Source organism: Pseudomonas sp. GM17 (assembly GCF_000282175.2).
Taxonomy (GTDB): Bacteria; Pseudomonadota; Gammaproteobacteria; order Pseudomonadales; family Pseudomonadaceae; genus Aquipseudomonas; species Aquipseudomonas chlororaphis.
In genome coordinates, this window is record NZ_CP124732.1 from 971,940 (window position 1) to 995,866 (window position 23,927).

A 23,927-nucleotide genomic window follows, 5' to 3' on the forward strand; every position below is an offset into this window, starting at 1 on the left:
GGAAGGCTCGGCATTGACTAAGGTGCAAAGGATTGCCCAGGGAGCGTGCTGCATGACTGCTGTGGATTTACCCGCTGTACCGCGAGTGTTGATTGCCGAGGCGGACCCTTGGTCGCGCGATTTGCTCAAGCAGGTGTTGTTGAATGTACGTTGCGACGCGCGGCTGGACGTGTGCGCCGACGGTCAGGAAGCCCTGCAACTGCTGGCCGAAAATCCCTATGACCTGGTGATCGCCGACTGGGAGTTGCCCGGCGTCGACGGCCTGGGCCTGCTGCGCAGCGTGCGTCAGCGCAAGCGCAACCCAGTGCTGCCTTTTATCCTCATGAGCACCCGCAACGACAGCGCCAGCGTGCGCGAAGCCTTGCCGCTGGCGCCGACGGCCTACCTGACCAAGCCGCTGAACATGGAAGGCCTGACCCAGCGCCTGCAGGACCTGCTGCTGGATCCCGGCCAGGAAGTGTCGTGCGAGGTGCCGATCCTGGCGCCGGGCATGACCCTGTGGACCTTTCTCGAGCGCCGCCGCGAGCTGGCCGACGGCGCGCCGTTGCTCGCCGATGTGCAACTGGCGGTGAAGCGCAGCCTCAACCCCGATGGTCTCGACCTCAAGCTGCTGGAAGAAGAGGTGCGTACCGACCCGCAGATCAACGCGGTGCTGATCGCCGCGGCCAACAGCGCCGCCCAGCACCATGGCAGCGCGGTGCAGACCCTGGCCCAGGCCCTCCACCGGCTGGGTACCGGGCAGAGCATGAACCTGATTCTCGGCCTGGCGCTCAAGCGCAGCGCGCGCCTGAGCGACCCGGCCCTGGGCGATTACGCCGAGCGTTACTGGGAACTGTCGCTGCACACCGCGGAATACGGCCGGACCCTGGCCCGCTTGCTGGACCTGGACCAGGAGCGCTGCTATTGCGCCGGCATGCTGCATCGCCTGGGGGACCTGGCGCTGCTGCGCTGCCTGCAAGAGTGGAAGCAAGCCGGTGGCGCGCTGGACGACATGGAAGAGATCGGCGATGCCCTGGCGCAGTTCGGCGCGGCCTATGGTTCGGCCTTGCGCACCCGCTGGCGCCTGCCGCTGGAGCTGCGCGAGCTGATTGCTTCGGCCTACCAGCTCGGTGGCGGGGTTTATTCCCGCGAGGCTTTGGTGATGAACCTCTCTGCCCAGCTCGCCCGCCTGCGGCCCTCCGAGGGCCTCGAAGAGCTGGCCGACAGCAAGACCGCGCGCCTGCTCAAGATCGGCCTGCCGGAGCTGGTTCGCCTGCGTAAAACCGATACGCGAGAAGCGTGAGGACGCCGCGCAATCCTGTAGCCGCTGCCGAGCCCGCGAGGCTGCGTTCGAGGACAAAGTCCTCGCCAAACCTGGGCACGCGGTTCGCCAGGAAGATCAAGTTGCCGGGTGTTACGACTGCTGCGCAGCCGATCGCAGCCTCGCGGGCTCGGCAGCGGCTACGGTGGGTTGCAGTTGCGACCTACCCCGAAACGATCCGGTTCTTGCCCTGGCGCTTGGCTTCGTACATCGCCGCGTCGGCGCGGGCGAAGAGGCTGTCGAGTTTTTCGTCGTCGGCGGTGAGGCTGGTCAGGCCCTGGCTGACGGTGATGCTGAACTGTTCCTCGCCATGGCTGAAGGTCAGGCGCTGGATTTCCCGCTGCAGGCGTTCGGCAACCTGGCGTGCCATGTCCGGGGCGCAGCCGGGGAATAGGGCGGCGAACTCCTCGCCACCGATACGCCCGAACAGGTCGCCACGGCGCAGGGTCGCGCGGCCGGTCTCGGCGATGCGTTGCAGGACGTTATCGCCCTCGGGGTGGCCGTAGGTATCGTTGACCACCTTGAAGTCATCGATATCCAGCAGCAGGAAGGCCAGCGGCGTGCCTTGCTGGCGCGCCTGCTCGAATTCGCGGTTGGCGCATTCGAAGAAGTGCCGGCGGTTGCTGCTCTGGGTCAGCACGTCGGTGGTGGCCAGGCGTTGCAGCTCGGTTTCCAGGTGCTTTTTCTCGGTGATGTCCTCGGCCAGGCCGACGATGATCACCCGGTCCCCGGGGGCGGCATTGCGATTGATGAAGCATTTGTCGCTGAGCCAGCGGACCTGGCCCTGGGCATCGATGATGCGGTATTCGCGGTCTTCCACCGCGCCTTTTTCCAGCACCTGGGCCAGGGTCCGCTCGGCGTATTCGAGGTCGTCGGGGTAGACGCTGTCGCGCCATTCGTTGGCGTCGGCCAGCAGCAGGCCGGCGGAGCGGCCGAAAATGCGTTCATACGCCGGACTGACATACAGCACCTGGCGGGCTTCCCAGTCGAAGGCCCAGAGCACGGCATTGACGCTGACCAGCAACGAGCTGAACAGCTGTTCGCGTTCTGTCAGCCGGGCGACCTCGCCCTGGGCATGCATCAGCGCCATCAGGGTTTGCGCGGCCTCGGGCCACTGGGGAAAAGCGGATGGGAGTTGTGGGTTCTTGTTGGCCATCGGCACCGATCTCAAAGCGCTCGCCGCTCGGGAAACGAAGCGGCCACGGAAAGCCCGCCTGGATGGCGAAGTGTTGCTTGAGATAGGGGATTGGTGACGAAGTTCCCGTTTGCCGCGGTCTGGGAGCCGGCAGCCGCTGGGCGGTCACGGTAGCGCGCAGGACGGGCTGGAGTTCATGGGGCGGGGAGGGCAGCGAAGCCCACCCGCCACGGCAGCCGGGCTCGCCATGGCGGATGAGCGGGCCAGCGTCAGAGGCTGGCGGGGCGCAGCGAGTAGGTTTTCAACTGGCTGGCGAAGTCGCGCAGCGATTGGATCCCGCTGGCCTCGGCTTCGTGGACCCAGTCCTTGATCGCCGCCAGCATGTCGTGGCCGTTGGAGCTGGTCTTGGCCCAGATCTGCTGCAGCGCCAGGCGTTTTTCGTAGATCACTTTCAGGGCCTGGCTGTGCTCCAGCATGTTCTGGATACGCGCATGGTGGCGCTCTTCCAGCAGGCTGGTCTCCCGCGACAGCAGGCGCTTGGCGCGATGGAACTGGTGGCGCACCGAGTGATCGACCTTGTCCAGCTCCTGCTTGACCAGCGGCGCGATCACCAGCTTGCGGTACTGGGCCATGATCTGGAAACGGTTGTTGAGGATCGCCATCGCCGTGTCCATGTCCAGGTGGCCCTTGCCTTCGACCCGGTGGGCGATCGGCGCGACCCGCTGCACCTTGGCCAGGCGCAGGAAGCTGAACACCTTGATCCAGGCCCAGCCCAGGTCGAACTCCCACTTCTTCACCGACAGCTTGGCCGAGTTGGGGTAGGTGTGATGGTTGTTGTGCAGCTCTTCGCCGCCGACCAGGATGCCCCAGGGCACCAGGTTGGTGGCCGCGTCGCGGCATTCGAAGTTGCGATAGCCGACCGCATGGCCCAGGCCGTTGATCACGCCGGCGGCCCAGACCGGGATCCACATCATCTGGATCGCCCAGATGGTGATGCCGATGGTGCCGAACAGCAGCAGGTCGATCACCGCCATCAGCGCCACGCCGCCCAGCTTGTAGCGCGAGTAGAGGTTGCGTTCGATCCAGTCGTCCGGGCAGTTCTTGCCGTAGATGCGCAGGGTTTCCGGGTTTTTCGCCTCTTCGCGGTACAGCTCGGCGCCTTTGCGCAGCACCGTGGACAGGCCCTTGATCACCGGGCTGTGGGGGTCATCCTCGGTTTCGCATTTGGCGTGGTGCTTGCGGTGGATGGCGGTCCACTCGCGGGTGTTCTGCGCTGTGGTCAGCCACAGCCAGAAGCGGAAGAAATGTTTCAGGCCGGCATTGAGCTCCAGGGAGCGGTGGGCTGAATAGCGATGCAGGTAAACCGTGACGCCAACGATGGTCACGTGAGTCATTAACAGGGTGACTGCCACCAGTTGCCAGGCCGACAAGCCAAGAAAACCTTCGTACCACATAGGCTGTAGGGCCCTCGATAAAGAAAAAACAGCAGTCGCATTATCACCGAGCCCACAGAGAAAACCAGTCGCCCTTTCAGATAAGAGTGGCGAGATGTTTCTTCCTCTATAATCCCAAGCTTTCCGTAAGGACATTGACGACCTTATGTCGGTTTCTTCCCGCGACGCTTTGCGCGCAGCCTTGCTCTATCTCTTGTTGTCTGTGGTGTGGTTGCAGCTCAGTGGTCATTTATTGAGCAGTTTCTTCGATGAGTCGAACGATCTGGCGCGCTGGCAACTGATCAACGGGTATCTCTGGGCCCTGGTCAGCGCGGTCCTGATCTTCATCGCGCGGGGCCGCCTGTTGCGTTTGCTGGGTGCCGACTCCTGGCGGCATCACCAGCGCGAGGACCGCGAGCGTCTGCGCCAGGCGGCCGCCGTGTTCGATTGCACCCGCGAAGGTGTGCTGGTCAGCGACCGCCGGGGCCAGATCGTCCACGTGAACCGCGCGTTCATCGAGATCACCGGCTATCAGCGCGACGAGGTGCTGGGCCGCCAGCCGAGCCTGTTCAAGTCCGGGCACCACACGGCGGATTTCTACCAGGCCATGTTCGATTCGCTGAACGCCACGGGCGAGTGGAGCGGCGAGATCTGGAACCGACGCAAATGCGGCGAGATCTACCCGCAGTGGCAGACCATCCGCGCCATCCGCGATGACGACGGCCAGCTCAGCCACTATGTCGCGGTGTTTTCCGACATCAGCGCGATCAAGGATTCCGAGCACGAACTGGCCCACCTGGCGCACCACGACCCGCTGACCGACCTGCCCAATCGCCTGCTGTTCACTGACCGCGCCGAGCAGGCCCTGGCGTCGGCGCAGATCCACAAGCGCGGCTGTGCGCTGCTGATGGTCGACCTGGATCACTTCAAGATGATCAACGACAGCCTCGGACACAATGTCGGCGACCGCCTGCTCAAGGCCGTGGCCCAGCGCCTGCAAGGCATGTTCGGCCCGGGCATCACCCTGGCGCGGCTGGGCGGCGACGAGTTCGCGGTGCTGGTCGAGAGCTGCGCGCAGCCGGGGCAGGCCGCGGTGCTGGCGCAGCGCATCATCGACGGGGTGAAGCAGCCTTTCCTGATGGACGAGAACCAGCTGTTCATCAATGCCAGCATCGGCATCAGCCTGTTTCCCAGCGATGCCCTGAGCGCCGAGCAACTGTTGCGCAATGCCGACACGGCGTTGTTCAAGGCCAAGAGCGCCGGGCGCGACAGTTACGCGCTGTACACCGAGGAACTGACGGCCCACGCCCAGCAACGGGTGGAAATTGCCTTCGAATTGCGCCGCGCCCTGGAGCAGCAGGAGCTGCGGGTGTTCTACCAGCCGGTGCACGACCTTGCCAGCAGCCGCCTGGTCGGGGTCGAGGCGCTGGTGCGCTGGGAGCACCCGCAGCGTGGCCTGGTGCCGCCTGGCGAGTTCATTCCGATTGCCGAGCGCGCCGGGCTGATCGCTGAGATCGATGCCTGGGTCATGCAGCAGGCCTGTCGGCAGATGTGCCAATGGCAGGCGGAGGGCATGGCGTTGTCGTTCGTCGCGGTGAATGTCTCCAGCCGCCTGTTCGCCCGCCGCGAGCTGTACCAGCAGGTGGCCCAGGTGCTGCACGACACCGGCCTGGACCCGGCCTACCTGGAGCTGGAAGTCACCGAAAGCGCGGTGATGGAAGACCCGGAAGTCGCCCTGGAGCAGATGCATCGCCTGCGCGAACTGGGGCTGCGCCTGGCCATCGACGACTTCGGCACCGGTTATTCCTCGCTGTTGCGGCTCAAGCGCCTGCCGGTGCAGAAGCTGAAGATCGACCAGGGTTTTGTCGCCGGCCTGCCGGGGGACGAAGACGACGCGGCGATCTCCCGGGTGATCATCGCCCTGGCCCAGAGCATGGGCATGCAGGTGCACGCCGAAGGCATCGAACAGGTGGAACAGGCGCGCTTCCTCCTCGACCAGGGCTGCGACCTGGGCCAGGGCTACTGGTTCGGCCGCCCGGTGCCGGCGGCGCAACTGCAATGGAACCGGGCGCCGCAAATTCACTGATCCTGTCGAGGCATCGCGGGCAGGCGCTCGTTTCTGTAGGAGCGAGGCTTGCCCGCGATGGCGTCCTGTCTGATGCACCGTGGTGCCTCGATCGCGAGCAAGCTTCGCTCCTACAGAGGCGGGTTGGTGGTGCAATCTCACGCAACCCCGCGTCAATTCAAATAATTTCTTCTGGTTATATAAACATTCTTAAATAGTATTTTTAAGAATATCTGCGCCTATCTACTATTGCCCTCACGCCGCAAGCAGTGCCGCCACTGCCAGGCACATCTCATTCAGGAGCAACACCATGAGCGCATCTCTTCGTAGCGTTGACGGCCAGGACGAACAAACCATCTTGCGCGAGATTCAAAGCGCATTGCGCGACCTGCGTTTCGGCGCGGTGGAAATCACCGTGCACAACGCCCAGGTCGTGCAGATCGAACGCAAGGAAAAGTTCCGCCTGCAACACCCTGGCAACAAACCAAGCTGAACGCCGCACCACCTCTCGCCACGAGAGGCCCGACTGGACAACCGGAGGGCGTCATCCATGACCCCCAGCCTGAACCCCAGCGTTCGCCCACGAATGCGGGCCTGATTCGCCATAAGAAAAATGCCAGCACATTAAAAAATTTCGGGAGCTCCATCATGTCGTCGATTCGCCGTTATGCCCTGGCCGCCCTCGCCAGCGCCGTTTTTGCCGGTTCCGCCGTTGCCAAGGATTACGAGTTGCTCAACGTGTCGTACGACCCGACCCGCGAGCTGTACCAGGACTACAACAGCGAATTCACAAGCTTCTGGAAAAAGGAACACCCGGGCGACAACGTCAAGATCCAGCAATCCCACGGTGGCTCGGGCAAGCAGGGCCGCGCGGTGATCGACGGCCTGCGCGCCGATGTGGTGACCCTGGCCCTGGCCGGCGACATCGATGAAATCGCCAAGCTCGGCAAGACCCTGCCGGCCGACTGGCAAACACGCCTGCCGGATGCGAGCACGCCCTACACCTCGACCATCGTGTTCCTGGTGCGCAAGGGCAACCCCAAGGGCATCAAGGACTGGGGCGACCTGATCAAGAAAGACGTGTCGGTGATCACGCCGAACCCGAAAACCTCCGGCGGCGCCCGCTGGAACTTCCTCGCCGCCTGGGCCTATGGCCTGAAAGCCGGTGGCAGCGAAGCCCGTGCCCAGGAATACGTGAAGGAGCTGTTCAAGCACGTACCGGTGCTGGATACCGGCGCCCGCGGCTCGACCATCACCTTCGTCAACAACGGTCAGGGCGACGTGTTGCTGGCCTGGGAAAACGAAGCCTTCCTGGCATTGAAGGAAGACGGCGGCGCCGACAAGTTCGACATCGTGGTGCCTTCGCTGTCGATCCTCGCCGAGCCGCCCGTGGCGGTGGTGGACAAGAACGCCGAGAAAAAGGGCAACACCGAGATCGCCGAGGCCTACCTCAAGCACCTGTACAGCCCGGCTGGCCAGGAAATCGCGGCGAAGAACTTCTATCGTCCGCGGGACAAGGATGTGGCGGCCAAATACGCCCAGCAGTTCCCCAAACTGGACCTGGTGACCATCGACAAGGACTTCGGCGGCTGGAAAACTGCCCAACCGAAATTCTTCAACGATGGCGGGGTGTTCGACCAGATCTACCAGGCGCAGTAAGCAACACTACCTGTAGGAGCGAGCTTGCTCGCGAAGATCGTCAACGATAACGCGTACATTCTGATTGAGCGCGGTGCCCTTGAGTTCTTCGCGAGCAAGCTCGCTCCTACAATGGTATCTACCCGCTAACCAAGGACTTTTATGTCGCGTCGTATCTCCCCCGTCATACCCGGCTTCGGGCTGACGCTGGGCTACACCTTGGTGTACCTCAGCCTGATTGTGCTCATACCCCTGGCGGCGATGTTCGTGCATGCCGCCCAACTCACCTGGGATCAGTTCTGGGCCATTGTCTCGGCGCCGCGGGTGCTCGCCGCGCTCAAGCTGAGCTTCGGCACGGCGCTGTACGCGGCGATCATCAATGGCGTGATCGGCACGCTGCTGGCCTGGGTGCTGGTGCGCTACAGCTTTCCCGGACGCAAGATCATCGATGCGATGATCGACCTGCCGTTCGCCTTGCCCACCGCGGTGGCCGGTATCGCGCTGACCGCGCTGTACGCGCCGACCGGCCTGGTCGGCCAGTTCGCCACCGACCTGGGTTTCAAGATCGCCTATACCCCCCTGGGCATCACCCTGGCGCTGACCTTCGTCACCCTGCCGTTCGTGGTGCGCACCGTGCAGCCGGTGCTGGCCGACATTCCCCGTGAGGTCGAAGAAGCCGCCGCCTGCCTCGGCGCCAAGCCCTGGCAGGTGTTCCGCCACATCCTGGTACCGGCGCTGCTGCCGGCCTGGCTGACTGGTTTCGCCCTGGCCTTTGCCCGGGGTGTCGGCGAGTACGGTTCGGTGATCTTCATCGCCGGCAACATGCCGATGAAAACCGAAATCCTGCCGCTGCTGATCATGGTCAAGCTCGACCAGTACGATTACACCGGCGCGACCTCCATCGGCGTGTTGATGCTGGTGGTTTCCTTTGTCCTGTTGCTGCTGATCAACCTGCTGCAGCGGCGCATCGAACGACCTTAAGGAGGCGCGAACCATGTCCCAATCGTCCATTTCCGCAGCCTCTTCGGCCAACGCCGACCGTCGTGGCAGCGCCACCTCGCGGCGCATCCTGATCGGCCTCGGCTGGCTGATCTTCGCCCTGTTCCTGCTGCTGCCGCTGTTTATCGTGGTGTCCCAGGGGCTCAAGCTCGGCCTCGGCGCGTTCTTCGCCGCGATCTTCGAGCCGGACGCGTTGTCGGCCCTGAAGCTGACGGTGATCGCCGTGCTGATCTCGGTGCCGCTGAACCTGGTGTTCGGCGTCAGCGCCGCCTGGTGTGTGAGCAAGTACACCTTCCGCGGCAAGAGCATCCTGGTGACCCTGATCGATTTGCCGTTCTCAGTCTCGCCGGTGATCGCCGGCCTGGTCTATGTGCTGATGTTCGGCGCCCAGGGCCTGTTCGGGCCGTGGCTGCAGGATCACGATATCCAGATCGTGTTCGCCCTGCCGGGCATCGTCCTGGCGACCATCTTCGTCACCGTGCCCTTCGTCGCCCGTGAGCTGATCCCGCTGATGCAGGAACAGGGCACCCAGGAAGAGGAAGCCGCGCGGCTGCTGGGGGCCAACGGCTGGCAGATGTTCTGGCATGTGACCGTGCCGAACATCAAGTGGGGCCTGATCTACGGCGTGGTGCTCTGCACCGCGCGGGCCATGGGTGAATTCGGCGCGGTGTCGGTGGTTTCCGGGCACATTCGCGGGGTGACCAACACCCTGCCGCTGCACGTCGAGATCCTCTACAACGAATACAACCACGTCGCCGCGTTCGCCGTCGCGAGCCTGTTGCTGATCCTGGCGCTCTTCATCCTGCTGCTCAAGCAGTGGAGCGAAAACCGTATCAACCGCCTGCGCGCCAGCGCCGCGGAGGAATGAATCATGTCGATCGAAGTCCGTAACGTCAGCAAGAATTTCAACGCCTTCAAGGCCCTGAACAGCATCAACCTGGACATCCAGAGCGGCGAGCTGGTGGCGCTGCTGGGCCCGTCCGGCTGCGGCAAGACCACCCTGCTGCGGATCATCGCCGGCCTGGAAACCCCGGACGCCGGCAGCATCGTGTTCCACGGCGAGGACGTCTCCGGCCACGATGTGCGCGATCGCAACGTCGGTTTCGTGTTCCAGCACTACGCGCTGTTCCGCCACATGAGCGTGTTCGACAACGTTGCCTTCGGCCTGCGCATGAAGCCGAAAAACCAGCGCCCGAGCGAAAGCAAGATCGCCGAGAAGGTCCATGAGCTGTTGAACATGGTGCAGCTGGACTGGCTCGCCGACCGCTACCCGGAACAGCTGTCCGGTGGCCAGCGCCAGCGGATCGCCCTGGCCCGCGCCCTGGCGGTGGAGCCGAAAGTGCTGCTGCTGGACGAACCCTTCGGCGCCCTGGATGCCAAGGTGCGCAAGGAGCTGCGGCGCTGGCTGGCGCGGCTGCACGAAGACATCAACCTGACCTCGGTATTCGTCACCCACGACCAGGAAGAAGCCATGGAAGTGGCGGACCGTATCGTGGTGATGAACAAGGGCGTGATCGAGCAGATCGGCTCGCCGGGCGAGGTGTACGAGAACCCGGCCAGCGACTTCGTCTATCACTTCCTCGGCGACTCCAACCGCCTGCACCTGGGCGAGGATCACCATGTGCTGTTCCGCCCGCACGAAGTGTCGCTGTCACGCTCCGAACTGGCCGACCACCATGCCGCCGAAGTGCGCGATATCCGTCCGCTGGGCGCCACCACGCGGGTGACCTTGAAGGTTGAAGGGCAGAGCGAGCTGATCGAGGCCGAAGTGGTGAAGGACCATGACAGCCTGGTCGGGCTGGCCAAGGGCGAGACGCTGTTCTTCAAGCCCAAGGTCTGGCAGAAGGTCGCCAATATCTAAAAGCCGAAAGCATCGCGAGCAAGCTCGCTCCTACAATTATCCGGGGATGACCCATGAGCTTATGGTCAACCCCATCCCTTGTAGGAGCGAGCTTGCTCGCGATAGCCATTTCAAACAGCGGCACGCTTCGGATTGACCCGCACCCCTCCCACCCGCGCCTCGATTTCATGCTTGAGCGCCTGGCGCAGCCCCAGCAGAAACGCCAGCTCCGCCACCACGAACAACGGCCCGACGATCAGCCCCGAGACGTCATCGACAAAGGCCGGCTTGCGTCCTTCGTAGTAATGGCCGACGAACTGGATCACCCAGCCGATCACGAACATGCCCACCCCGCTGGCCAGCCAGACCAGGGTGCTTTGCTGCGCCAGCCCATGGCCGGCCCACACTGACAGCCCCATCAGCAGCGTCATCAGCAGGCCCAGGCGCAGTTCCAGGCGCAGGTAGAACGCGCAGGACGCCAGCGCCAGCAGCAGCGCCGGCGACAGCCACAGCCCGGCGACCGGCCAGGCGGGGCGCGACAGCAGTACGGCGACGGCCAGCACAATCAGCGGAATGCCGATAAAGTGGCTGGCGATGTTGCGCGGATCACGGTGGTAGGCGGCGTATTGACTGAGATGGTCGACGAGGCTTTTCATTGTTGTTCCTCCTGTAGGGTGATCGAATCATGCCCTGCGCCGATCGCCGGTTCTGTCGGCTAGGCGACAATCGGCTCGCTGCCCCCGTGGATAAAACTATCGATGAAGATGCAGGTCTGGCGTGAGCGCCTGATGAGTGGCCAGTGGTTCAGCCGCTTGCCCGTTCAATTACAGAATAGTCTGCTGGCCAATGCCCGTTTGCGCTCGCTGGCGCCGGGCCAACGGCTGTTCCAGCGCGGCGATCCGCCCTGCGGCCTGTACGCGGTACTGGAAGGCACGGTGCGCATCGGCGCGGTCAGCGAGGAGGGCAAGGAGGCGCTGCTGAGCCTGGTGGAGGCGCCGCACTGGTTCGGCGAGATCAGCCTGTTCGACGGCCAGCCGCGCACCCATGACGCCTATGCCGTGGGCCCGTGCAGCCTGCTCAATGTGCCCCAGGCGGCGCTGCTCGAACTGCTGGACGAACACCCGCAATACTGGCGGCAGCTGGCGCTGCTGATGAGCCACAAGCTGCGCCTGACCTTTATCAACCTCGAACAGCTGAGCCTGATGCCGGCCCCGGCGCGGGTGGCCAACCGCCTGTTGATGATCGCCCGCGGCTACGGCGAAACCGACACCACGCGGCGGGTCCTGCACCTGCCCCAGGAGCAACTGGCGCTGCTGCTGTCGCTGTCGCGCCAGACCACCAACCAGATCCTCAAGGACTTGCAGGGCCAGGGCATTCTCAAGCTGGGTTACGGCGAGATCGAGATCCTCGACGAAGCGCGGTTGCGGGTATTGGCCGGAGTTTGACCTGCAGATCGCGATGAGGCCGGCCCTACCACCGCCAATCCACGGCTAACGCAACCCATCGCGAAACTGCCCCGGGGTCATCCCGGTCCAGCGCTTGAACGCGCGGCTGAAGCTGCTGGCGTCGGCGAACCCCAGCAGGTAGCTGATCTCGCTCAGGGAGCACTGCGGGTCGCGCAGGTGCAGCAGGGCGAGGTTCTCCCGGCATTCGTTGAGCAGGGTGTCGAAGCGACAACCCTCGTCCGCCAGGTGGCGTTGCAGGCTGCGCAGGCTCAGGTGCAGGGCCTGGGCCACCCGTTCCGCCGAAGGTTCGCCTTCCGGCAGTTGGGCCTCGATCACCCCGCGCACCTTGCGCTCCCAGGTCAAGGGTTGCAGTTGCATCAGGGTGCGCTTGAGCACCGCCTCGTTGTGTTCGGCCAGTTCCGGGTTGGCGTCGTCCAGGTGGCTGTCGAAATCGTGCAGGCCGAACTCCAGGCGATCCTCGTCGGCGCCGAAAAACACCGGCGCGCGAAACACCGTGTGCCATTGCCTGGGGTCCGCCGGCTCGGGGCGCCGCAGGTACACCGCCAGCGGCGCGTAGTCGCGGCCCAGGCGGTTGCGGCAGGTGCGCACGTAGATCGCGACAAAGGCGTCGATGGCCTCGACCGCCGGCTCCGGATTGCCCTCGGGGACCTTCAGGCGAAAGCGATAGCGGTCCTCGGTGCGGGTCAGCTCCAGCTCCAGGGCATCGCTGACCACCTGGTGATAACGCACGATGCGCTCGAACACTTCCCGCAGGCTGCCGCTGGCCACCAGCGCATAACCCAGGGCATGGAAGGTGGTCGGGCTGACGAAGCGCGAGACCCGCAAACCTATGGCCGGGTCGCCGCTGGCCTGCACCGCCAGCTGCCACAGGCGGGTGGTGGCCGACAGCGGGTAACGCGCGTTGGGATCGTCCATCAGTTGTGGGTCGAGGCCGGCCTGGTGGCACAAGGCGGTGCTGTCGAGGCCCAGGGCATCGAGCTGCTTGCGCAGGGCGCGGGTCCAGCTGGCGAGGGAAGTGGGTTCGGTCATGGCGGTTGGCGCGTCCGGTCAACAGGTTGGCGTCCGCGGCTAGCGCCCGGCGCGTGGGCGCAGGGCAGGATGCGAACATCAATAACCAGAGGATGGAAGCATGTACGGTACTTCTGCAAGTCCCGACCGGCTGAATGCACAGCAACGATCGGCGCGTATTCGCGAGGTGGTGCTGGCCAGGGGCGTCGAGTTGCGCGAGCGCTACCCGCTGCTCAAGCATCAGGACGCGCTGGGCGCAGGCATTCTGGCCTTGGCCCTGGCCGGGATGATCGGCACGGCGGCGCTCTATATCGGCGGGTACCTGGCCTGGTGGGCCTGCCTGCTGCTCAACGCGTTTTTTGCCTCCTTGACCCACGAGCTGGAACACGACCTGATCCACAGCATGTATTTCCGCAAGCAGCGCGTCCCCCACAACCTGATGCTGGCGCTGGTCTGGCTGGCGCGGCCGAGCACCATCAACCCGTGGATCCGCCGCCATCTGCACCTCAATCACCACAAGGTGTCCGGCACCGAGGCCGATATGGAGGAGCGCGCCATCACCAACGGCGAGCCCTGGGGCATCGCCCGCCTGCTGATGGTTGGCGACAATGTCATGTCGTCATTGATCCGCACCCTGCGCGCCAGGACCTGGGCGCACAAGCGCAGCATCCTCAAGCGCACCCTGAAGGTGTACGCGCCGCTGGCGCTGTTGCACTGGGGGGCTTGGTATGTGTTCCTCGGCTTCCACGCCGCCAATGGCGTCGCCGCGCTGCTGGGTTCACCCATCGACTGGTCGGCCAGCACCCTGGCGGTGATGCAGGTGCTCGATATCGCCGTGGTGGTGATCGTCGGCCCCAACGTGCTGCGCACCTTCTGCCTGCATTTTGTCAGCTCGAACATGCACTACTACGGCGACATCGAAGCGGGCAACGTGATCCAGCAGACCCAGGTGCTCAACCCCTGGTGGCTGTGGCCGTTGCAGGCGTTCTGCTGCAACTTCGGCAGCACCCACGGCATCCATCATTTCGTGGTCAAGGAACCCTTCTACATCCGCCAACTGACCGCGCCGGTGGCGCACAAGGTGATGGCCGAGATGGGCGTGCGCTTCAACGATTTCGGCACCTTCGGCCGGGCCAACCGCTTTATCCGCAAGGAACAGGTGGCGGCGCAGGCGGTGCGGGGTGTCGGGGTGTCGGGGTGTGATGTATCGGCGTTGAGGGCCAATCGCGGGCAAGCCTCTGCTTCTGTAGGAGCGAGGCTTGCCCGCGATAACGATTTTCCTGACGCTACAACCTTCGGCATCTTCCCCCTGTAGCCGCTGCCGCAGGCTGCGATCGGCCGGAACGGCCGCAGCGATCTCAAGGCCCTAGGCGGTCCTGCGACCAGCGTGGCCCGGACCATCGCAGCCTGCGGCAGCGGCTACTGCCTCAATCCGGCTGGAACGGCGAGGCGCTGAGGATCACCCCGGTTTCGTCCACGTACTGCTGCCAATGGCCGATCAGCGCGTCGAGCTTGCCCGGCTCGCTCTGGGCCAGGTCGTGGATCTCCCCCGGGTCCTGGCTCAGGTCGTACAGCTGCCAGGTCGCCGGGCCCACCGGGCCGGGGATGTACACCGCTTTCCACTGGCCCTGGCGAATCGCCCGGCGGCCGAACAGTTCCCAGCCGGTGACCGTGTGTTCGTCATGCACCTGCGCGGTCTCGCCGGACAGGAAGCCCAGCCACGACTTGCCGCGCAATGGCGCCACCTCCTTGCCGCGCCAGCGTTTGCCGGGATGACGCACGCCGGCCAGGTCGAGAATGGTCGGGGTGATGTCCATCACCGTGCCGAAGCCATGGCTGATCCGCCCCTTGAGCGCCAACTGCGGGTAATGCACCAGCGCCGGCACGCGGATCCCGCCTTCGGTGGTGAAGGCCTTGAACAGGCGTGACGGCGCGGTGGCGACCTGGGCCCAGGCCGGGCCGTACCAGACGTAGGAGTTGGCGCGGCCGATGTTGTCCAGGCTGTTGTCGTAGTGCTGGTTGAGGTAGGTCAACAGCTGCGGGCCGAACTTGGGGAAGGCTTCCAGCAGCGCGCCTTCGGCACCGTTGTCGGACATGAACAGGATAAAGGTGTTGTCCAGCTGGCCCTGCTGGCGCAGGTAGTCCACCACCCGGCCGATGTTCCAGTCCATGCGTTCGACCATCGCCGCGTAGACCTCCATGGCCCGCGCGGAAACCTGCCGCTGCTGCTCGCTCAAGGCCGCCCATTCGGCGCTCAGGCCCAGCAGCGGGTGCGGCTCCACATCGGCCTCGATCAGCCCCAGTTGCTTGAGCTTTTCCAGGCGCTCCAGGCGCAGCACCTCGGGGCCGGCGTCATAGCGGCCACGGTACTTGGCGACCACTTCCTCGGGCGCCTGCAACGGCCAGTGCGGCGCGGAAAACGGCAGGTAGGCGAAGAACGGCCGGGTCTGGTCGCGCTCCTTGAGGTACTGCAGCAGCTTGTCGCCGAAGGCGTCGGAGGAATAGAAATCCTTGGGCAATTGCTCGATGAAGCGGTCGTCCTCGATGTACAGCGCCGGGGTGGATTTGAGCAGCCCTGGGGTGTGTTCGTCGTAGGTCGGCTCGAAACCGTAGTGGTTGGCGGCGCCGGGCAACAGCGAGAACGAACGCTCGAAACCCCGGGCATGGGGCGCCAGGTCGGCGGTCAGGCCCAGGTGCCATTTGCCGCTCATCAGGGTCTGGTAGCCGGCGTCGCGCAGCAGCTCGGGCAGGGCCACCACGCGGTCGTTGAGGTGGCCCTCGTAGCCCGGCTTGCCGATCAGTTCCGGGGTCAGGGCCTCGGCCATGGTGCCGATGCCGGCGATATGGTGGTCGGTGCCGGTGAGCAGCATGGATCGGGTCGGCGAGCAGGTCGGCGCGGTGTGGAAGTCGGTCAGGCGCAGGCCGCCTTCGGCCAGGGCATCGAGGTTCGGCGTGGCGATTTCGCCGCCGAACGCACCGAGATCGGAAAAGCCCAGGTCGTCGGCCAGGATCACCAAAAAGTTGGGACGTTGCGGCATCTGTTCACTCCTTATCAGCAAGCAATAAAGGCCAGTGGCAGGTCACGGATCTGGGCGGGCAAAGGCACCTGGTAGTGATAGTCACGGGTCAGTTCGTGGAGCAGTTCTTCGCGCAGCTGGTGGAAGTCGAAACTGCTGCGCTGGCGCGGATGGGGCAGGGCGATGTCCACCACCCGCTTGATTCGGCCCGGGCGCGGCTCCATCACCACCACGCGGTCGGCGAGGAAGATCGCCTCCTCGACGTCATGGGTGACCAGCACCGTGGTGATCCTGGCCCGCTCGCGGATCGCCAGCAGCTCGTCCTGCATCTGCTGGCGGGTCAGCGCGTCGAGGGCGCCGAAGGGTTCGTCCAGCAGCAGGATGCGCGGGCTGGCTACCAGGCCGCGGGCGATGGCTACTCGTTGCGCCATGCCGCCGGACAGCTGGTGCGGGTAGGCGCGGGTGAAGTCGGTGAGGCCCACCAGTTCGATGAAATCGGTGATGCGGGTTTGCCGTTCTGTGGTGCTCAAAGCTTCGTTGACCAGGCCCAGGCCGATGTTTTCCTCGACCGTCAGCCAGGGGAACAGGCGGTGCTCCTGGAACACGATGCCGCGTTCGCCGCCGATGCCGTTGACGGCCTTGCCGTCGACGCGGATCTCGCCGCGAAACTGCGTATCCAGGCCGATCAGCAGGCGCAGCAGGGTGGATTTGCCGCAGCCGCTTGCGCCGACGATGGCGACGAATTCGCCCTCGGCAATCTCCAGGTTGAATTCGCGGATCGCCTCCAGCTCGCCGCCGGCGACCTCGAAGGTCTTGCCCACATGGCTGAAGCTGACGATGGGGGAAGGTACGAGTGCGTTCATGCGTGTCTCCAGCGTGTGGCGCGGGTTTCGAGCTGTTGGCCAATAAGGTTGAGCAGGGCGCCGGTGAGCCCCACCAGGAGCATGCCGGCCATGATCAGGTCCATGCGCAGCAGCTGCTGGGCGCCGATCATCTGGCTGCCGATGCCGCCGTTGGACGGCATGAAATATTCCGCGCCGATGGTCCCCAGCCAGGCGTAGATCAGGCTCAGGCGCAGGCCGGCGAAGATCCCCGGCGCGGCGCCCGGCAGCACCAGGCGGCGCAGGCGTTGCCAGAGGTTCAGGCGCAGCACTTGCGCCGCCTCGGTCAGTTGCGGCGACAGGTTGGCGACGCTGCGCTGGGTGGCGATAAACAGCGGGAAGAACGCGGCCAGCGCGACAAATACCCATTTCGCCAGCTCCCCGAGGCCGAACCAGGCGGTGAGCAGCGGCACCCAGGCGAAAATGGCGATCTGCCGCAGCGCCGCCAGGGTCGGCCCCAGAAGACGTTCGCTCAGAGGTGACAGGCCCAGCAGCAGGCCCAGGGCAAACCCCAGGCCGCCCCCCAGCAACAGGCCGCCAAGGGTGCGCCGCAGGCTCAGGCCCAGGCCGCCCGACAGGCTGCCGTCGAGCAGGCCGTTCCAAGTGGTTTGCAGCACCGCCAGCGGGCTCACCAGGATATTGGCGTCGACCCATTCCAGCTGGTTCGCCACTTGCCACAGCGCCAGCAGGAACAGCGGTAGCAGCCACGGCTGCAGGCGTTGCCAGCCCTGGTAGCGCGGGCCGCGGCGGATCTGCGCGATGGCCGGGTGCGGCCAGTGCACCAGGGCCTTGTCCAGCAGGCCGATGCCGCGGTCCATGGCCACGCCCATCACCCCGATCACCACGATGCAGACGAAGACGATATCCAGCATGAACAGCTGGCGCGCCCAGACCATCAGGTAGCCGATGCCTTCGCTGGAGGCCAGCAGCTCCACCGCCAGCAGCGAGGTCCAGCCGGCGGCCAGGGCCAGGCGCACGCCGGCCATGAAGGCGGGCAGGGCGGCGGGCAGTACCAGCCGGCGGATCAGCAGGTGCGGCGGCAGGCGCAGCACGGCGGCGGCTTCGCGCAATCTGGGCTGGGCGTCGCGCACGCCGACCAGGGTATGCAGGGTCACCGGCACCACGATGGCCTTGACCAGCACCACCAGCTTGAGCAGTTCGCCGATGCCGAAAAACACCATGAACAGCGGAATCCAGGCCAGGGTCGGAACCTGGGACAGGGCGGCGAAGGTGGGGAACACCAGGCGTTCCAGGCGCCGGCTGGAACCCAGCGCCGCGCCCAGCACGGCGCCGGCGCCGATGCCCGCCAGCAGGCCCCAGGCCAGCCGTTGCAGGCTGATCGCCAGATGGCTCCACAGCTCGCCGCCGGCCAGCTCGAGCGCGCTGCTCCAGACCAATGCCGGTGCCGGCAGGATCTGCTCGCTCATCCAGGCATTGCGGCTGGCCAGCCACCACAGGGCGAACAGGCCCAGGGGCAGCAGCCAGGGCAACAGCCGCCGGTGGATGCGCGGCCAGGACAGCGGCTTATCGGCGGGCGCGGCCAACGGCAAGCTGAGAAGGGAAACACGGGCCATGGATGACCTCCGTTGTCGGGTTTCTTGCTGATTTCAACCGTCTTCTTTCTGTAGGAGCGAGCTTGCTCGCGATAGCGGCATCAGGGCCAAAACCGGCCTGCGGCCTATCGCGAGCAAGCTCGCTCCTACAGTTCGTGTTTGGTTATATAAAAAGTTATATCGATGCTATTGGGAGATAAGAGAGGCCATTTAAGGCCTCCAGGCACGCCGCATCCAATGCATTTGGAGAATATTTTCGATGCTGACCATGCATACGCCGCGCAGAGCCGCGTCCTGGCTGGTTTATTCGAACAGGTTATTAAAATGTGAATTTATAGTATTTAAAGTTTTGATCGCCTTGAGCCTACCTTCTGCTCCTCAATGCCCGTCGCAGCCAGGAGCCACACCTTATGAACCTTCCCTTCAAACGCGTCCTCAGTCTATTCGCCGCGCCGGCCCTGGCGGGGCTCCTGGGGTACCTGCCGCTGCTGGCCCAGGCGGATGAACTCAAGCAGATCCGTATCGCCGTGCCGGACCTCAGCGCCGGCACCCAGCACAGCGGCGGCGGGGTGACGGACGTGCTGCGCCAGCAGCAGATCTTCGAAAAGGCCTTCGCCGACCAGGGCATCAGCATCCAGTGGAACTACTTCAAGGGCGCCGGCCCAGTGATCAACGAGGCCTTCGCCAACGGTCAGGTGGACCTGGCCTACCTGGGGGACCTGGCGGCAATCATCGGCAAGTCCAACGGCCTGGACACCCGCCTGCTGAGCGCCACCGCCCGTGGGGTCAAGCAGTACCTGGGAGTGGTGCCGGGCTCGGGGATCAAGACCTTGCAGGACCTCAAGGGCAAGCGGGTCGCGGTGTTCCGCGGCACGGCCACGCAGTTGTCGCTGGATGCCGCGCTGGCCAGCCAGGGTCTGAGCGAGAAGGACCTGAAGATCATCAACCTGGATTTCAACGCGGCGGTCGCGGCGCTGGCGGCGAAGCAGATCGATGCTACCTGGGGCGGTTCCAACTTGAACGCCTTGCAGGCCAAGGGCCTGGCCGAGGTGCCGCTGAACACCAAGGACCTGGGCGGCGCGGGTAGCGTGCAGGCGGTGCTGGTGGGCAGCGGCACCTTCGTCGATGCCCATCCCGAGGTGGTGGAGAAGCTGCTCAAGGCCCAACAGCAGGCGGTGCAGTGGCTGACCCAGGACAGCAACAAGGACGCCTATATCGAACTGGTGTCGGGGCTGGCCAGCTACCCGCCGGCGGTGCTGCAGCAGGACCTCAAGGATCAGCGCTTCAGCGAAATCTTCCCCTCGACCCTGGACCCGGTGTTCCTCGGCAAACTGCAGGACGCGGTGGACCTGGCCGCGCAGCAGCGACTGATCCGCAAGCCGTTCAAGGTCAGCGAATGGGTGGCGCCGCAGTTGGCGGCCGCCGGTCTATAAGGCCACCTGGCAATCCGCTTGGAATACGTCCCGTAGCCGCTGCCGAGCCTGCGAGGCTGCGTACGAGGACGCAGTCCTCGCCAAATCTGTCCATGCGGTTTACCAGGAGGAAGGCGGTGCATGGTTTTGCGGCCCCTGCGGGGCCGATCGCAGCCTCGCGGGCTCGGCAGCGGCTACAGATTGCGTCTTCTGTAGGCGCGAGCTTGCCCGCGATGGCGTCCTAGGACGCCATGCTGACCTGCTGCCGATCCACCGCCACCAGCACTTCGATCATCTTGCGGGCCGCCGGCGACAGGCGAAATCCCGTGCGGCTGACGATGCCGCAGCGGGCGTTCATGCTCTCGATGTTCTGCGGCAGGTTGCGCCAGTGCAGCAGCGCCAGGGAACCCTGTTCGATGTCCTCGACGAAGGCTTCTTCGGTGCCCACGCCAATCGCATTGGACTGGCGCACGATCTTCACCAGGGCCGGGAAATGCTCGGTCTGGATGGTCGGGGAAAAGTCGATGCGCCCGCTGAGGTTGGCCAGCAGCTTGCGGATCCCCGGCGGGATCAGGGTGGTGGCCAGCGGGTAGTCGAACATGTCGTTGGTCGACAGGCTTTCCTTGGCCAGCAGCGGGTGCCCCGGACGGCAGAAAAACACCCCGCGCTTGGGCGTCAGGGGCTGGGTCTGGAAGTTCGGGTCGGCTTCGAAATGGCGGATGTCGGCGATAAAGAATTCGATCTCTTCGCGGCTCAGGCTGCGGCTGAGTTTTTCCCAGTTATCCACCTCCAGGCAGATGCGCACCTTGGGGTGGATGCCGGTGAATTGCGCCACCGCGTCGGGCACCAGTTTCACCGCCGGCGCCGGGCCGCAACCGAAGCGCAGTTCGCCAGCGTCGAGCTTGGTCATCTGCGTCACTTCGCTGCTCAGCAAGGCCGCGCCCTGCACCAGGCTCAGGGCGTGCTGCAACACCACCTGGCCTTCCGGGGTGGGACGCAAATCCTTGTTGCCACGGTCCACCAGCACGCAGCCGAACTCCTGCTCCAGGCCCTGGATACTGCGGCTGAAGGCCGGCTGAGTGATGCCCATGGCGTCGGCCGCGCGGACAAAACTGCGGTGTTCGTTGAGGGCGATGAAGTAACGCAACTGGCGAAGATCCATATGCTTTCCCGGCATCCGAAAAATAGCCCGAAGGCATTTGCGACGAGTGAGGAATGAGGTTTTAAATGCAAGCTCTTATTCCGTCAACGAAGCACGTGAATATCTATTAGATCTAAAGAGAATATAGATAGAGCGTTGTTTCGCTGCCGCTCAACCGTAAGCAGTCAGACGAGGGTCTACCCGATGAGCAATGCCGCACTAGCCGTTAAACCCGCTGTTCATGCGCTTGAGATCCACCCGGTGGCCGGCCGTATCGGCGCCGAGATCCGTGGCGTGCAACTCTCCGGCGAGCTGGATGCCGCCACGGTCGAAGCCATCCAGCAGGCGCTGGTGGACTACAAGGTGATCTTCTTCCGTGGCCAGGCCCACCTCGACGACCAGAGCCAGGAAGCCTTCTCCCACCTGCTCGGCGAGCCGGTGGCACACCCCACCGTACCGGTGCGCGACGGCACCCGTTACCTGCTCGAACTGGACGGCGCCGAGGGCCAGCGCGCCAACTCCTGGCACACCGACGTGACCTTCGTCGATGCCTACCCGAAGGCCTCGATCCTGCGTTCGGTGGTGGCGCCGGCCTCCGGTGGCGACACGGTCTGGGCCAACACCGCCGCGGCCTACAACGAACTGCCGGCGGAGCTGCGCGAGCTGGCGGACAAGCTCTGGGCGGTGCACAGCAACGAATACGACTACGCCGGGGCCAAGCCCGACGTGTCGGCGGAGAAGCTGGAGCGCTACCGCAAGGTGTTCACCTCCACTGTCTACGAGACCGAGCACCCGCTGGTGCGCGTGCACCCGGTGAGCGGCGAGAAGAGCCTGGTGCTCGGGCATTTCGTCAAACGCATCAAGGGCTATACCCAGGCCGATTCGGCGCACCTGTTCAACCTGTTGCAAAGCCATGTCACGCGTCTGGAAAACACCGTGCGCTGGCGCTGGACCGCCGGTGACGTGGCGATCTGGGACAACCGTTCGACCCAGCATTACGCGGTCGACGACTACGGCACCCAGGACCGCGTGGTCCGCCGCGTGACCCTCAAGGGCGACGTGCCGGTGGGTGTGCATGGGCAACGTAGCCAGACCATCAAGGGGCTGTGACAGAGGCGTCCCAAGGCTCTCTGTAGCCGCTGCCGCAGGCTGCGATAAGGCCGCAGGCCTTCGGCGATCCTGGAGCCGTCGCGCCCCTTCGGGTCGATCGCAGCCTGCGGCAGCGGCTACAGGGGCGCGGTGGGTTTGAACTTTTTCGCGGGCAAGTCGGATCGCCGCCCGCTCGCTCCTACCGTAGGAGCGAGGCTTGCCCGCGATGGGGCCCTTGAAACCGCCGCCTTACCACACCCCGATCTGCACTACCTTTTCCGCCTCCGGTTCGCCATAACGAAAGCGTTGCCCGCGCAGGTCGATCTCTTCGTGGCTGATGGTGGTCCGCCGCTTCAGCCCGCGCAGCCAGTCGAACAGATACCCCAGGTGTTCCTCGCGCACCGCCGCATAGGCCGGGTCGGCGCCGAGGTCGCGCAGTTCCTGGGGGTCGTTGTAGAGGTCGAACAGCTGCGGGCGGAAGCCGTCGTAGGCCAGGTATTTCCAGCGCTCGCTGCGCACCATGGTCATGCGGCAGCGGTCGATGGGCTGGGCCAGGCGTTCGCGGGCCGGGGCCTGGAACGCGTAGTCGTATTCGCTGATGGCATAGCGGCGCCAGTCGCCCGCCGTGCCGTGCAACAGCGGGATCAGCGAGCGGCCTTCCAGCCGGTGTTCGGCGCCGGGCAACCCCAGGGCGTCGAGAAAGGTCGGCAGGGCATCGATGGTTTCCACCAGGCGCTCGTCCAGCGTGCCGCGGCTGATATCCGCCGAGGCCCGTGGGTCGCGCACGATCAGTGGCACGCCCACGGCCGGCTCCAGTAAAAACTCCTTTTCCCCCAGCCAGTGATCGCCGAGAAAGTCGCCGTGGTCGCTGGTGAACACGATCAGGGTGTCGTCCCAGCGCCCGCTGCTTTGCAGGAAATCGAACAGGCGGCCGAGCTGATCGTCCACCTGCCTGATCAGGCCCATGTAGGTCGGCACCACGTTCAGGCGCACTTCGTCGCGGGAGAAGTTCTGGCTCTCCTGATGCTGGCGAAAGGCGGCATACACCGGGTGGTCGCTGGCCTCGTCGGCGGCGGCGCGCACCGGGGCGATCACCTGCTCGGCCGTGTACAGCGCGTGGTAGGGCGCCGGCGCGATATAGGGCCAGTGCGGCTTGATATAGGACAGGTGCAGGCACCAGGGCTGCTCGCCCTGCTCTTGGATGAAGTCGAGGGCGCGGTCGGTGGTGTAGACGGTCTCCGAATGTTGCTCGGGGACGCGGGCCGGCAGGTGGGCGTTGCGCATTTTCCAGCCGCTGAGGATTTCACCCTGTTCACCCGCGGCGGCGTTGGCCCAGTCGTGCCAGGGGTTGCGCCCCTGGTAGCCCTGTTCGCGCAGGTACTGGGTGTAGGGCGCCGACTCGCGTTTGTCGTCGAACAGCGGGCTGTCGGGGAAGATCCCGTCGTGGCGCAGATAGGGTTCGAAACCGACCTCGTTGAGGGCCTCGGCCTGCTGGCTCTCGGGGTCGATCGCCAGGCGCTGCAGGGCATCGAGGTTGGGTGTGGCGTGGGTCTTGCCCACCAGCGCGGTGCGGATGCCGTGGGGGCTCAGGTAGTCGCCGATGGTCAGCTCTTCCAGGGGCAGCGGCACGGCGTTCCACGCCACCTGGTGGCTGCTCACGTAACGCCCGGTGTAGGCCGACATCCGCGACGGCCCGCAGATGGTGCCCTGGGTGTAGGCGCGGCTGAAGCGCACGCCGGCGGCGGCCAGGCGGTCGATGTTCGGCGTGTGCAGATGGGGGTGGCCGTAGCACGACAGGTAATCGCGACGCAGCTGGTCGCACATAATGTACAGCACGTTGCGCACGGGTTGGATGGGGTTGGACATGGGCTTCACCGATCGAAAGACAGGTGAGGGTTTTCGCTGTCGCGGGGCGTTCCGACAAGCGCATTTGGCGCATGATTTTCATGC

Annotated in this window: 20 protein-coding genes; 11 read left to right on the forward strand and 9 right to left on the reverse strand. The window is 64.9% G+C overall.

All coding sequences use genetic code 11. The annotated features are described in order from the left end of the window. Positions 1-52: 52 nt before the first annotated feature. Entirely contained in the window at positions 53-1,282 is a 1,230-nt protein-coding gene (locus PMI20_RS04350) for an HDOD domain-containing protein (RefSeq protein WP_007930338.1), read from the forward strand. Positions 1,283-1,463: 181 nt separating this feature from the next. Here the strand turns inward: PMI20_RS04350 and PMI20_RS04355 are convergent, their stop codons facing one another. Continuing rightward, positions 1,464-2,456 (reverse strand): GGDEF domain-containing protein, encoded by a 993-nt coding sequence (locus PMI20_RS04355; protein WP_007921510.1) that lies wholly within the window; start codon positions 2,454-2,456, stop codon positions 1,464-1,466. Positions 2,457-2,704: 248 nt separating this feature from the next. Next, positions 2,705-3,889 (reverse strand): delta-9 fatty acid desaturase DesA, encoded by a 1,185-nt coding sequence (desA, locus tag PMI20_RS04360; protein WP_007921512.1) that lies wholly within the window; start codon positions 3,887-3,889, stop codon positions 2,705-2,707. A 145-nt stretch (positions 3,890-4,034) separates the two neighbouring features. Between desA and dibA the strand changes: the two genes are divergently transcribed. From dibA to PMI20_RS04390, 6 genes are all read left to right on the forward strand, one after another. Further along, complete coding sequence (gene dibA / locus PMI20_RS04365; RefSeq protein WP_007921514.1) at positions 4,035-5,954, forward strand: phosphodiesterase DibA; 1,920 nt, start codon at positions 4,035-4,037, stop codon at positions 5,952-5,954. A gap of 289 nt (positions 5,955-6,243) precedes the next feature. Beyond that, entirely contained in the window at positions 6,244-6,426 is a 183-nt protein-coding gene (gene oscA / locus PMI20_RS04370; protein ID WP_007921516.1) for a sulfur starvation response protein OscA, read from the forward strand. Positions 6,427-6,581: 155 nt separating this feature from the next. Next, positions 6,582-7,592, forward strand: a complete 1,011-nt coding sequence (locus PMI20_RS04375) for a sulfate ABC transporter substrate-binding protein (RefSeq protein ID WP_007921518.1) — start codon at positions 6,582-6,584, stop codon at positions 7,590-7,592. 141 nt (positions 7,593-7,733) lie between these two features. Then, entirely contained in the window at positions 7,734-8,552 is an 819-nt protein-coding gene (gene cysT / locus PMI20_RS04380; RefSeq protein WP_007921521.1) for a sulfate ABC transporter permease subunit CysT, read from the forward strand. Between the two features lie 13 nt (positions 8,553-8,565). Further along, positions 8,566-9,438, forward strand: a complete 873-nt coding sequence (gene cysW, locus PMI20_RS04385) for a sulfate ABC transporter permease subunit CysW (protein ID WP_007921522.1) — start codon at positions 8,566-8,568, stop codon at positions 9,436-9,438. A 3-nt stretch (positions 9,439-9,441) separates the two neighbouring features. After that, positions 9,442-10,431 carry a sulfate/molybdate ABC transporter ATP-binding protein gene (locus PMI20_RS04390; protein WP_007921524.1) on the forward strand — a complete coding sequence of 330 codons (990 nt, stop codon included), beginning with the start codon at positions 9,442-9,444 and terminating at the stop codon, positions 10,429-10,431. 110 nt (positions 10,432-10,541) lie between these two features. Here the strand turns inward: PMI20_RS04390 and PMI20_RS04395 are convergent, their stop codons facing one another. Next, the gene (locus PMI20_RS04395; protein WP_007921526.1) at positions 10,542-11,066 is read right to left on the reverse strand and encodes an Mpo1 family 2-hydroxy fatty acid dioxygenase; all 525 of its coding nucleotides are present in this window, start codon (positions 11,064-11,066) and stop codon (positions 10,542-10,544) included. 102 nt (positions 11,067-11,168) lie between these two features. Between PMI20_RS04395 and PMI20_RS04400 the strand changes: the two genes are divergently transcribed. Beyond that, the gene (locus tag PMI20_RS04400; protein ID WP_007921527.1) at positions 11,169-11,855 is read left to right on the forward strand and encodes a Crp/Fnr family transcriptional regulator; all 687 of its coding nucleotides are present in this window, start codon (positions 11,169-11,171) and stop codon (positions 11,853-11,855) included. A 45-nt stretch (positions 11,856-11,900) separates the two neighbouring features. On the opposite strand, the gene PMI20_RS04405 is transcribed toward PMI20_RS04400, so the two are convergent. Beyond that, the gene (locus tag PMI20_RS04405; RefSeq protein WP_009041634.1) at positions 11,901-12,905 is read right to left on the reverse strand and encodes an AraC family transcriptional regulator; all 1,005 of its coding nucleotides are present in this window, start codon (positions 12,903-12,905) and stop codon (positions 11,901-11,903) included. A 100-nt stretch (positions 12,906-13,005) separates the two neighbouring features. On the opposite strand from PMI20_RS04405, the gene PMI20_RS04410 reads away from it, so the two are divergent. Continuing rightward, a complete protein-coding gene (locus PMI20_RS04410) occupies positions 13,006-14,199 on the forward strand; it encodes a fatty acid desaturase (RefSeq protein ID WP_007923797.1) in 1,194 nt (397 codons plus the stop codon). A 112-nt stretch (positions 14,200-14,311) separates the two neighbouring features. Here the strand turns inward: PMI20_RS04410 and PMI20_RS04415 are convergent, their stop codons facing one another. The 3 genes from PMI20_RS04415 to PMI20_RS04425 are packed head-to-tail and all read right to left on the reverse strand — an operon-like array spanning position 14,312 to position 18,356. Continuing rightward, positions 14,312-15,922, reverse strand: a complete 1,611-nt coding sequence (locus tag PMI20_RS04415; protein WP_007932502.1) for an arylsulfatase — start codon at positions 15,920-15,922, stop codon at positions 14,312-14,314. 14 nt (positions 15,923-15,936) lie between these two features. Continuing rightward, entirely contained in the window at positions 15,937-16,764 is an 828-nt protein-coding gene (locus PMI20_RS04420; protein ID WP_007932504.1) for an ABC transporter ATP-binding protein, read from the reverse strand. After that, a complete protein-coding gene (locus PMI20_RS04425; protein WP_007932505.1) occupies positions 16,761-18,356 on the reverse strand; it encodes an ABC transporter permease in 1,596 nt (531 codons plus the stop codon). The genes PMI20_RS04420 and PMI20_RS04425 overlap by 4 nt, the downstream gene beginning before the upstream one ends. A 389-nt stretch (positions 18,357-18,745) precedes the next feature. Here PMI20_RS04425 and PMI20_RS04430 point away from each other — a divergent pair, with 389 nt between their 5' ends. Continuing rightward, entirely contained in the window at positions 18,746-19,768 is a 1,023-nt protein-coding gene (locus PMI20_RS04430; protein WP_007932510.1) for an ABC transporter substrate-binding protein, read from the forward strand. Positions 19,769-19,988: 220 nt separating this feature from the next. Here the strand turns inward: PMI20_RS04430 and PMI20_RS04435 are convergent, their stop codons facing one another. After that, on the reverse strand, positions 19,989-20,909 hold the full coding sequence (locus PMI20_RS04435; protein WP_007932927.1) for a LysR family transcriptional regulator: 921 nt from the start codon (positions 20,907-20,909) through the stop codon (positions 19,989-19,991). Between the two features lie 183 nt (positions 20,910-21,092). Here PMI20_RS04435 and PMI20_RS04440 point away from each other — a divergent pair, with 183 nt between their 5' ends. Continuing rightward, a complete protein-coding gene (locus PMI20_RS04440) occupies positions 21,093-21,998 on the forward strand; it encodes a TauD/TfdA dioxygenase family protein (RefSeq protein ID WP_007932926.1) in 906 nt (301 codons plus the stop codon). Positions 21,999-22,226: 228 nt separating this feature from the next. Here PMI20_RS04440 and PMI20_RS04445 read toward each other — a convergent pair whose 3' ends face one another. Beyond that, complete coding sequence (locus PMI20_RS04445; protein ID WP_007923815.1) at positions 22,227-23,843, reverse strand: alkaline phosphatase family protein; 1,617 nt, start codon at positions 23,841-23,843, stop codon at positions 22,227-22,229. Between the last annotated feature and the right edge of the window lie 84 nt (positions 23,844-23,927).

Excerpts from the sequence above, each read along its gene's own strand:
- cysW (WP_007921522.1), top strand. The coding sequence starts at position 8,566 with ATGTCCCAATCGTCCATTTCCGCAGCCTCTTCGGCCAACGCCGACCGT.
- PMI20_RS04445 (WP_007923815.1), bottom strand. The coding sequence starts at position 23,843 with ATGTCCAACCCCATCCAACCCGTGCGCAACGTGCTGTACATTATGTGC.
- PMI20_RS04405 (WP_009041634.1), bottom strand. The coding sequence starts at position 12,905 with ATGACCGAACCCACTTCCCTCGCCAGCTGGACCCGCGCCCTGCGCAAG.
- desA (WP_007921512.1), bottom strand. The coding sequence starts at position 3,889 with ATGTGGTACGAAGGTTTTCTTGGCTTGTCGGCCTGGCAACTGGTGGCA.
- PMI20_RS04395 (WP_007921526.1), bottom strand. The coding sequence starts at position 11,066 with ATGAAAAGCCTCGTCGACCATCTCAGTCAATACGCCGCCTACCACCGT.
- cysT (WP_007921521.1), top strand. The coding sequence starts at position 7,734 with ATGTCGCGTCGTATCTCCCCCGTCATACCCGGCTTCGGGCTGACGCTG.
- PMI20_RS04430 (WP_007932510.1), top strand. The coding sequence starts at position 18,746 with ATGAACCTTCCCTTCAAACGCGTCCTCAGTCTATTCGCCGCGCCGGCC.
- PMI20_RS04415 (WP_007932502.1), bottom strand. The coding sequence starts at position 15,922 with ATGCCGCAACGTCCCAACTTTTTGGTGATCCTGGCCGACGACCTGGGC.
- dibA (WP_007921514.1), top strand. The coding sequence starts at position 4,035 with ATGTCGGTTTCTTCCCGCGACGCTTTGCGCGCAGCCTTGCTCTATCTC.
- PMI20_RS04390 (WP_007921524.1), top strand. The coding sequence starts at position 9,442 with ATGTCGATCGAAGTCCGTAACGTCAGCAAGAATTTCAACGCCTTCAAG.
- PMI20_RS04355 (WP_007921510.1), bottom strand. The coding sequence starts at position 2,456 with ATGGCCAACAAGAACCCACAACTCCCATCCGCTTTTCCCCAGTGGCCC.
- PMI20_RS04400 (WP_007921527.1), top strand. The coding sequence starts at position 11,169 with ATGAAGATGCAGGTCTGGCGTGAGCGCCTGATGAGTGGCCAGTGGTTC.
- PMI20_RS04435 (WP_007932927.1), bottom strand. The coding sequence starts at position 20,909 with ATGGATCTTCGCCAGTTGCGTTACTTCATCGCCCTCAACGAACACCGC.
- PMI20_RS04440 (WP_007932926.1), top strand. The coding sequence starts at position 21,093 with ATGAGCAATGCCGCACTAGCCGTTAAACCCGCTGTTCATGCGCTTGAG.
- PMI20_RS04410 (WP_007923797.1), top strand. The coding sequence starts at position 13,006 with ATGTACGGTACTTCTGCAAGTCCCGACCGGCTGAATGCACAGCAACGA.
- PMI20_RS04420 (WP_007932504.1), bottom strand. The coding sequence starts at position 16,764 with ATGAACGCACTCGTACCTTCCCCCATCGTCAGCTTCAGCCATGTGGGC.
- oscA (WP_007921516.1), top strand. The coding sequence starts at position 6,244 with ATGAGCGCATCTCTTCGTAGCGTTGACGGCCAGGACGAACAAACCATC.
- PMI20_RS04375 (WP_007921518.1), top strand. The coding sequence starts at position 6,582 with ATGTCGTCGATTCGCCGTTATGCCCTGGCCGCCCTCGCCAGCGCCGTT.
- PMI20_RS04350 (WP_007930338.1), top strand. The coding sequence starts at position 53 with ATGACTGCTGTGGATTTACCCGCTGTACCGCGAGTGTTGATTGCCGAG.
- PMI20_RS04425 (WP_007932505.1), bottom strand. The coding sequence starts at position 18,356 with ATGGCCCGTGTTTCCCTTCTCAGCTTGCCGTTGGCCGCGCCCGCCGAT.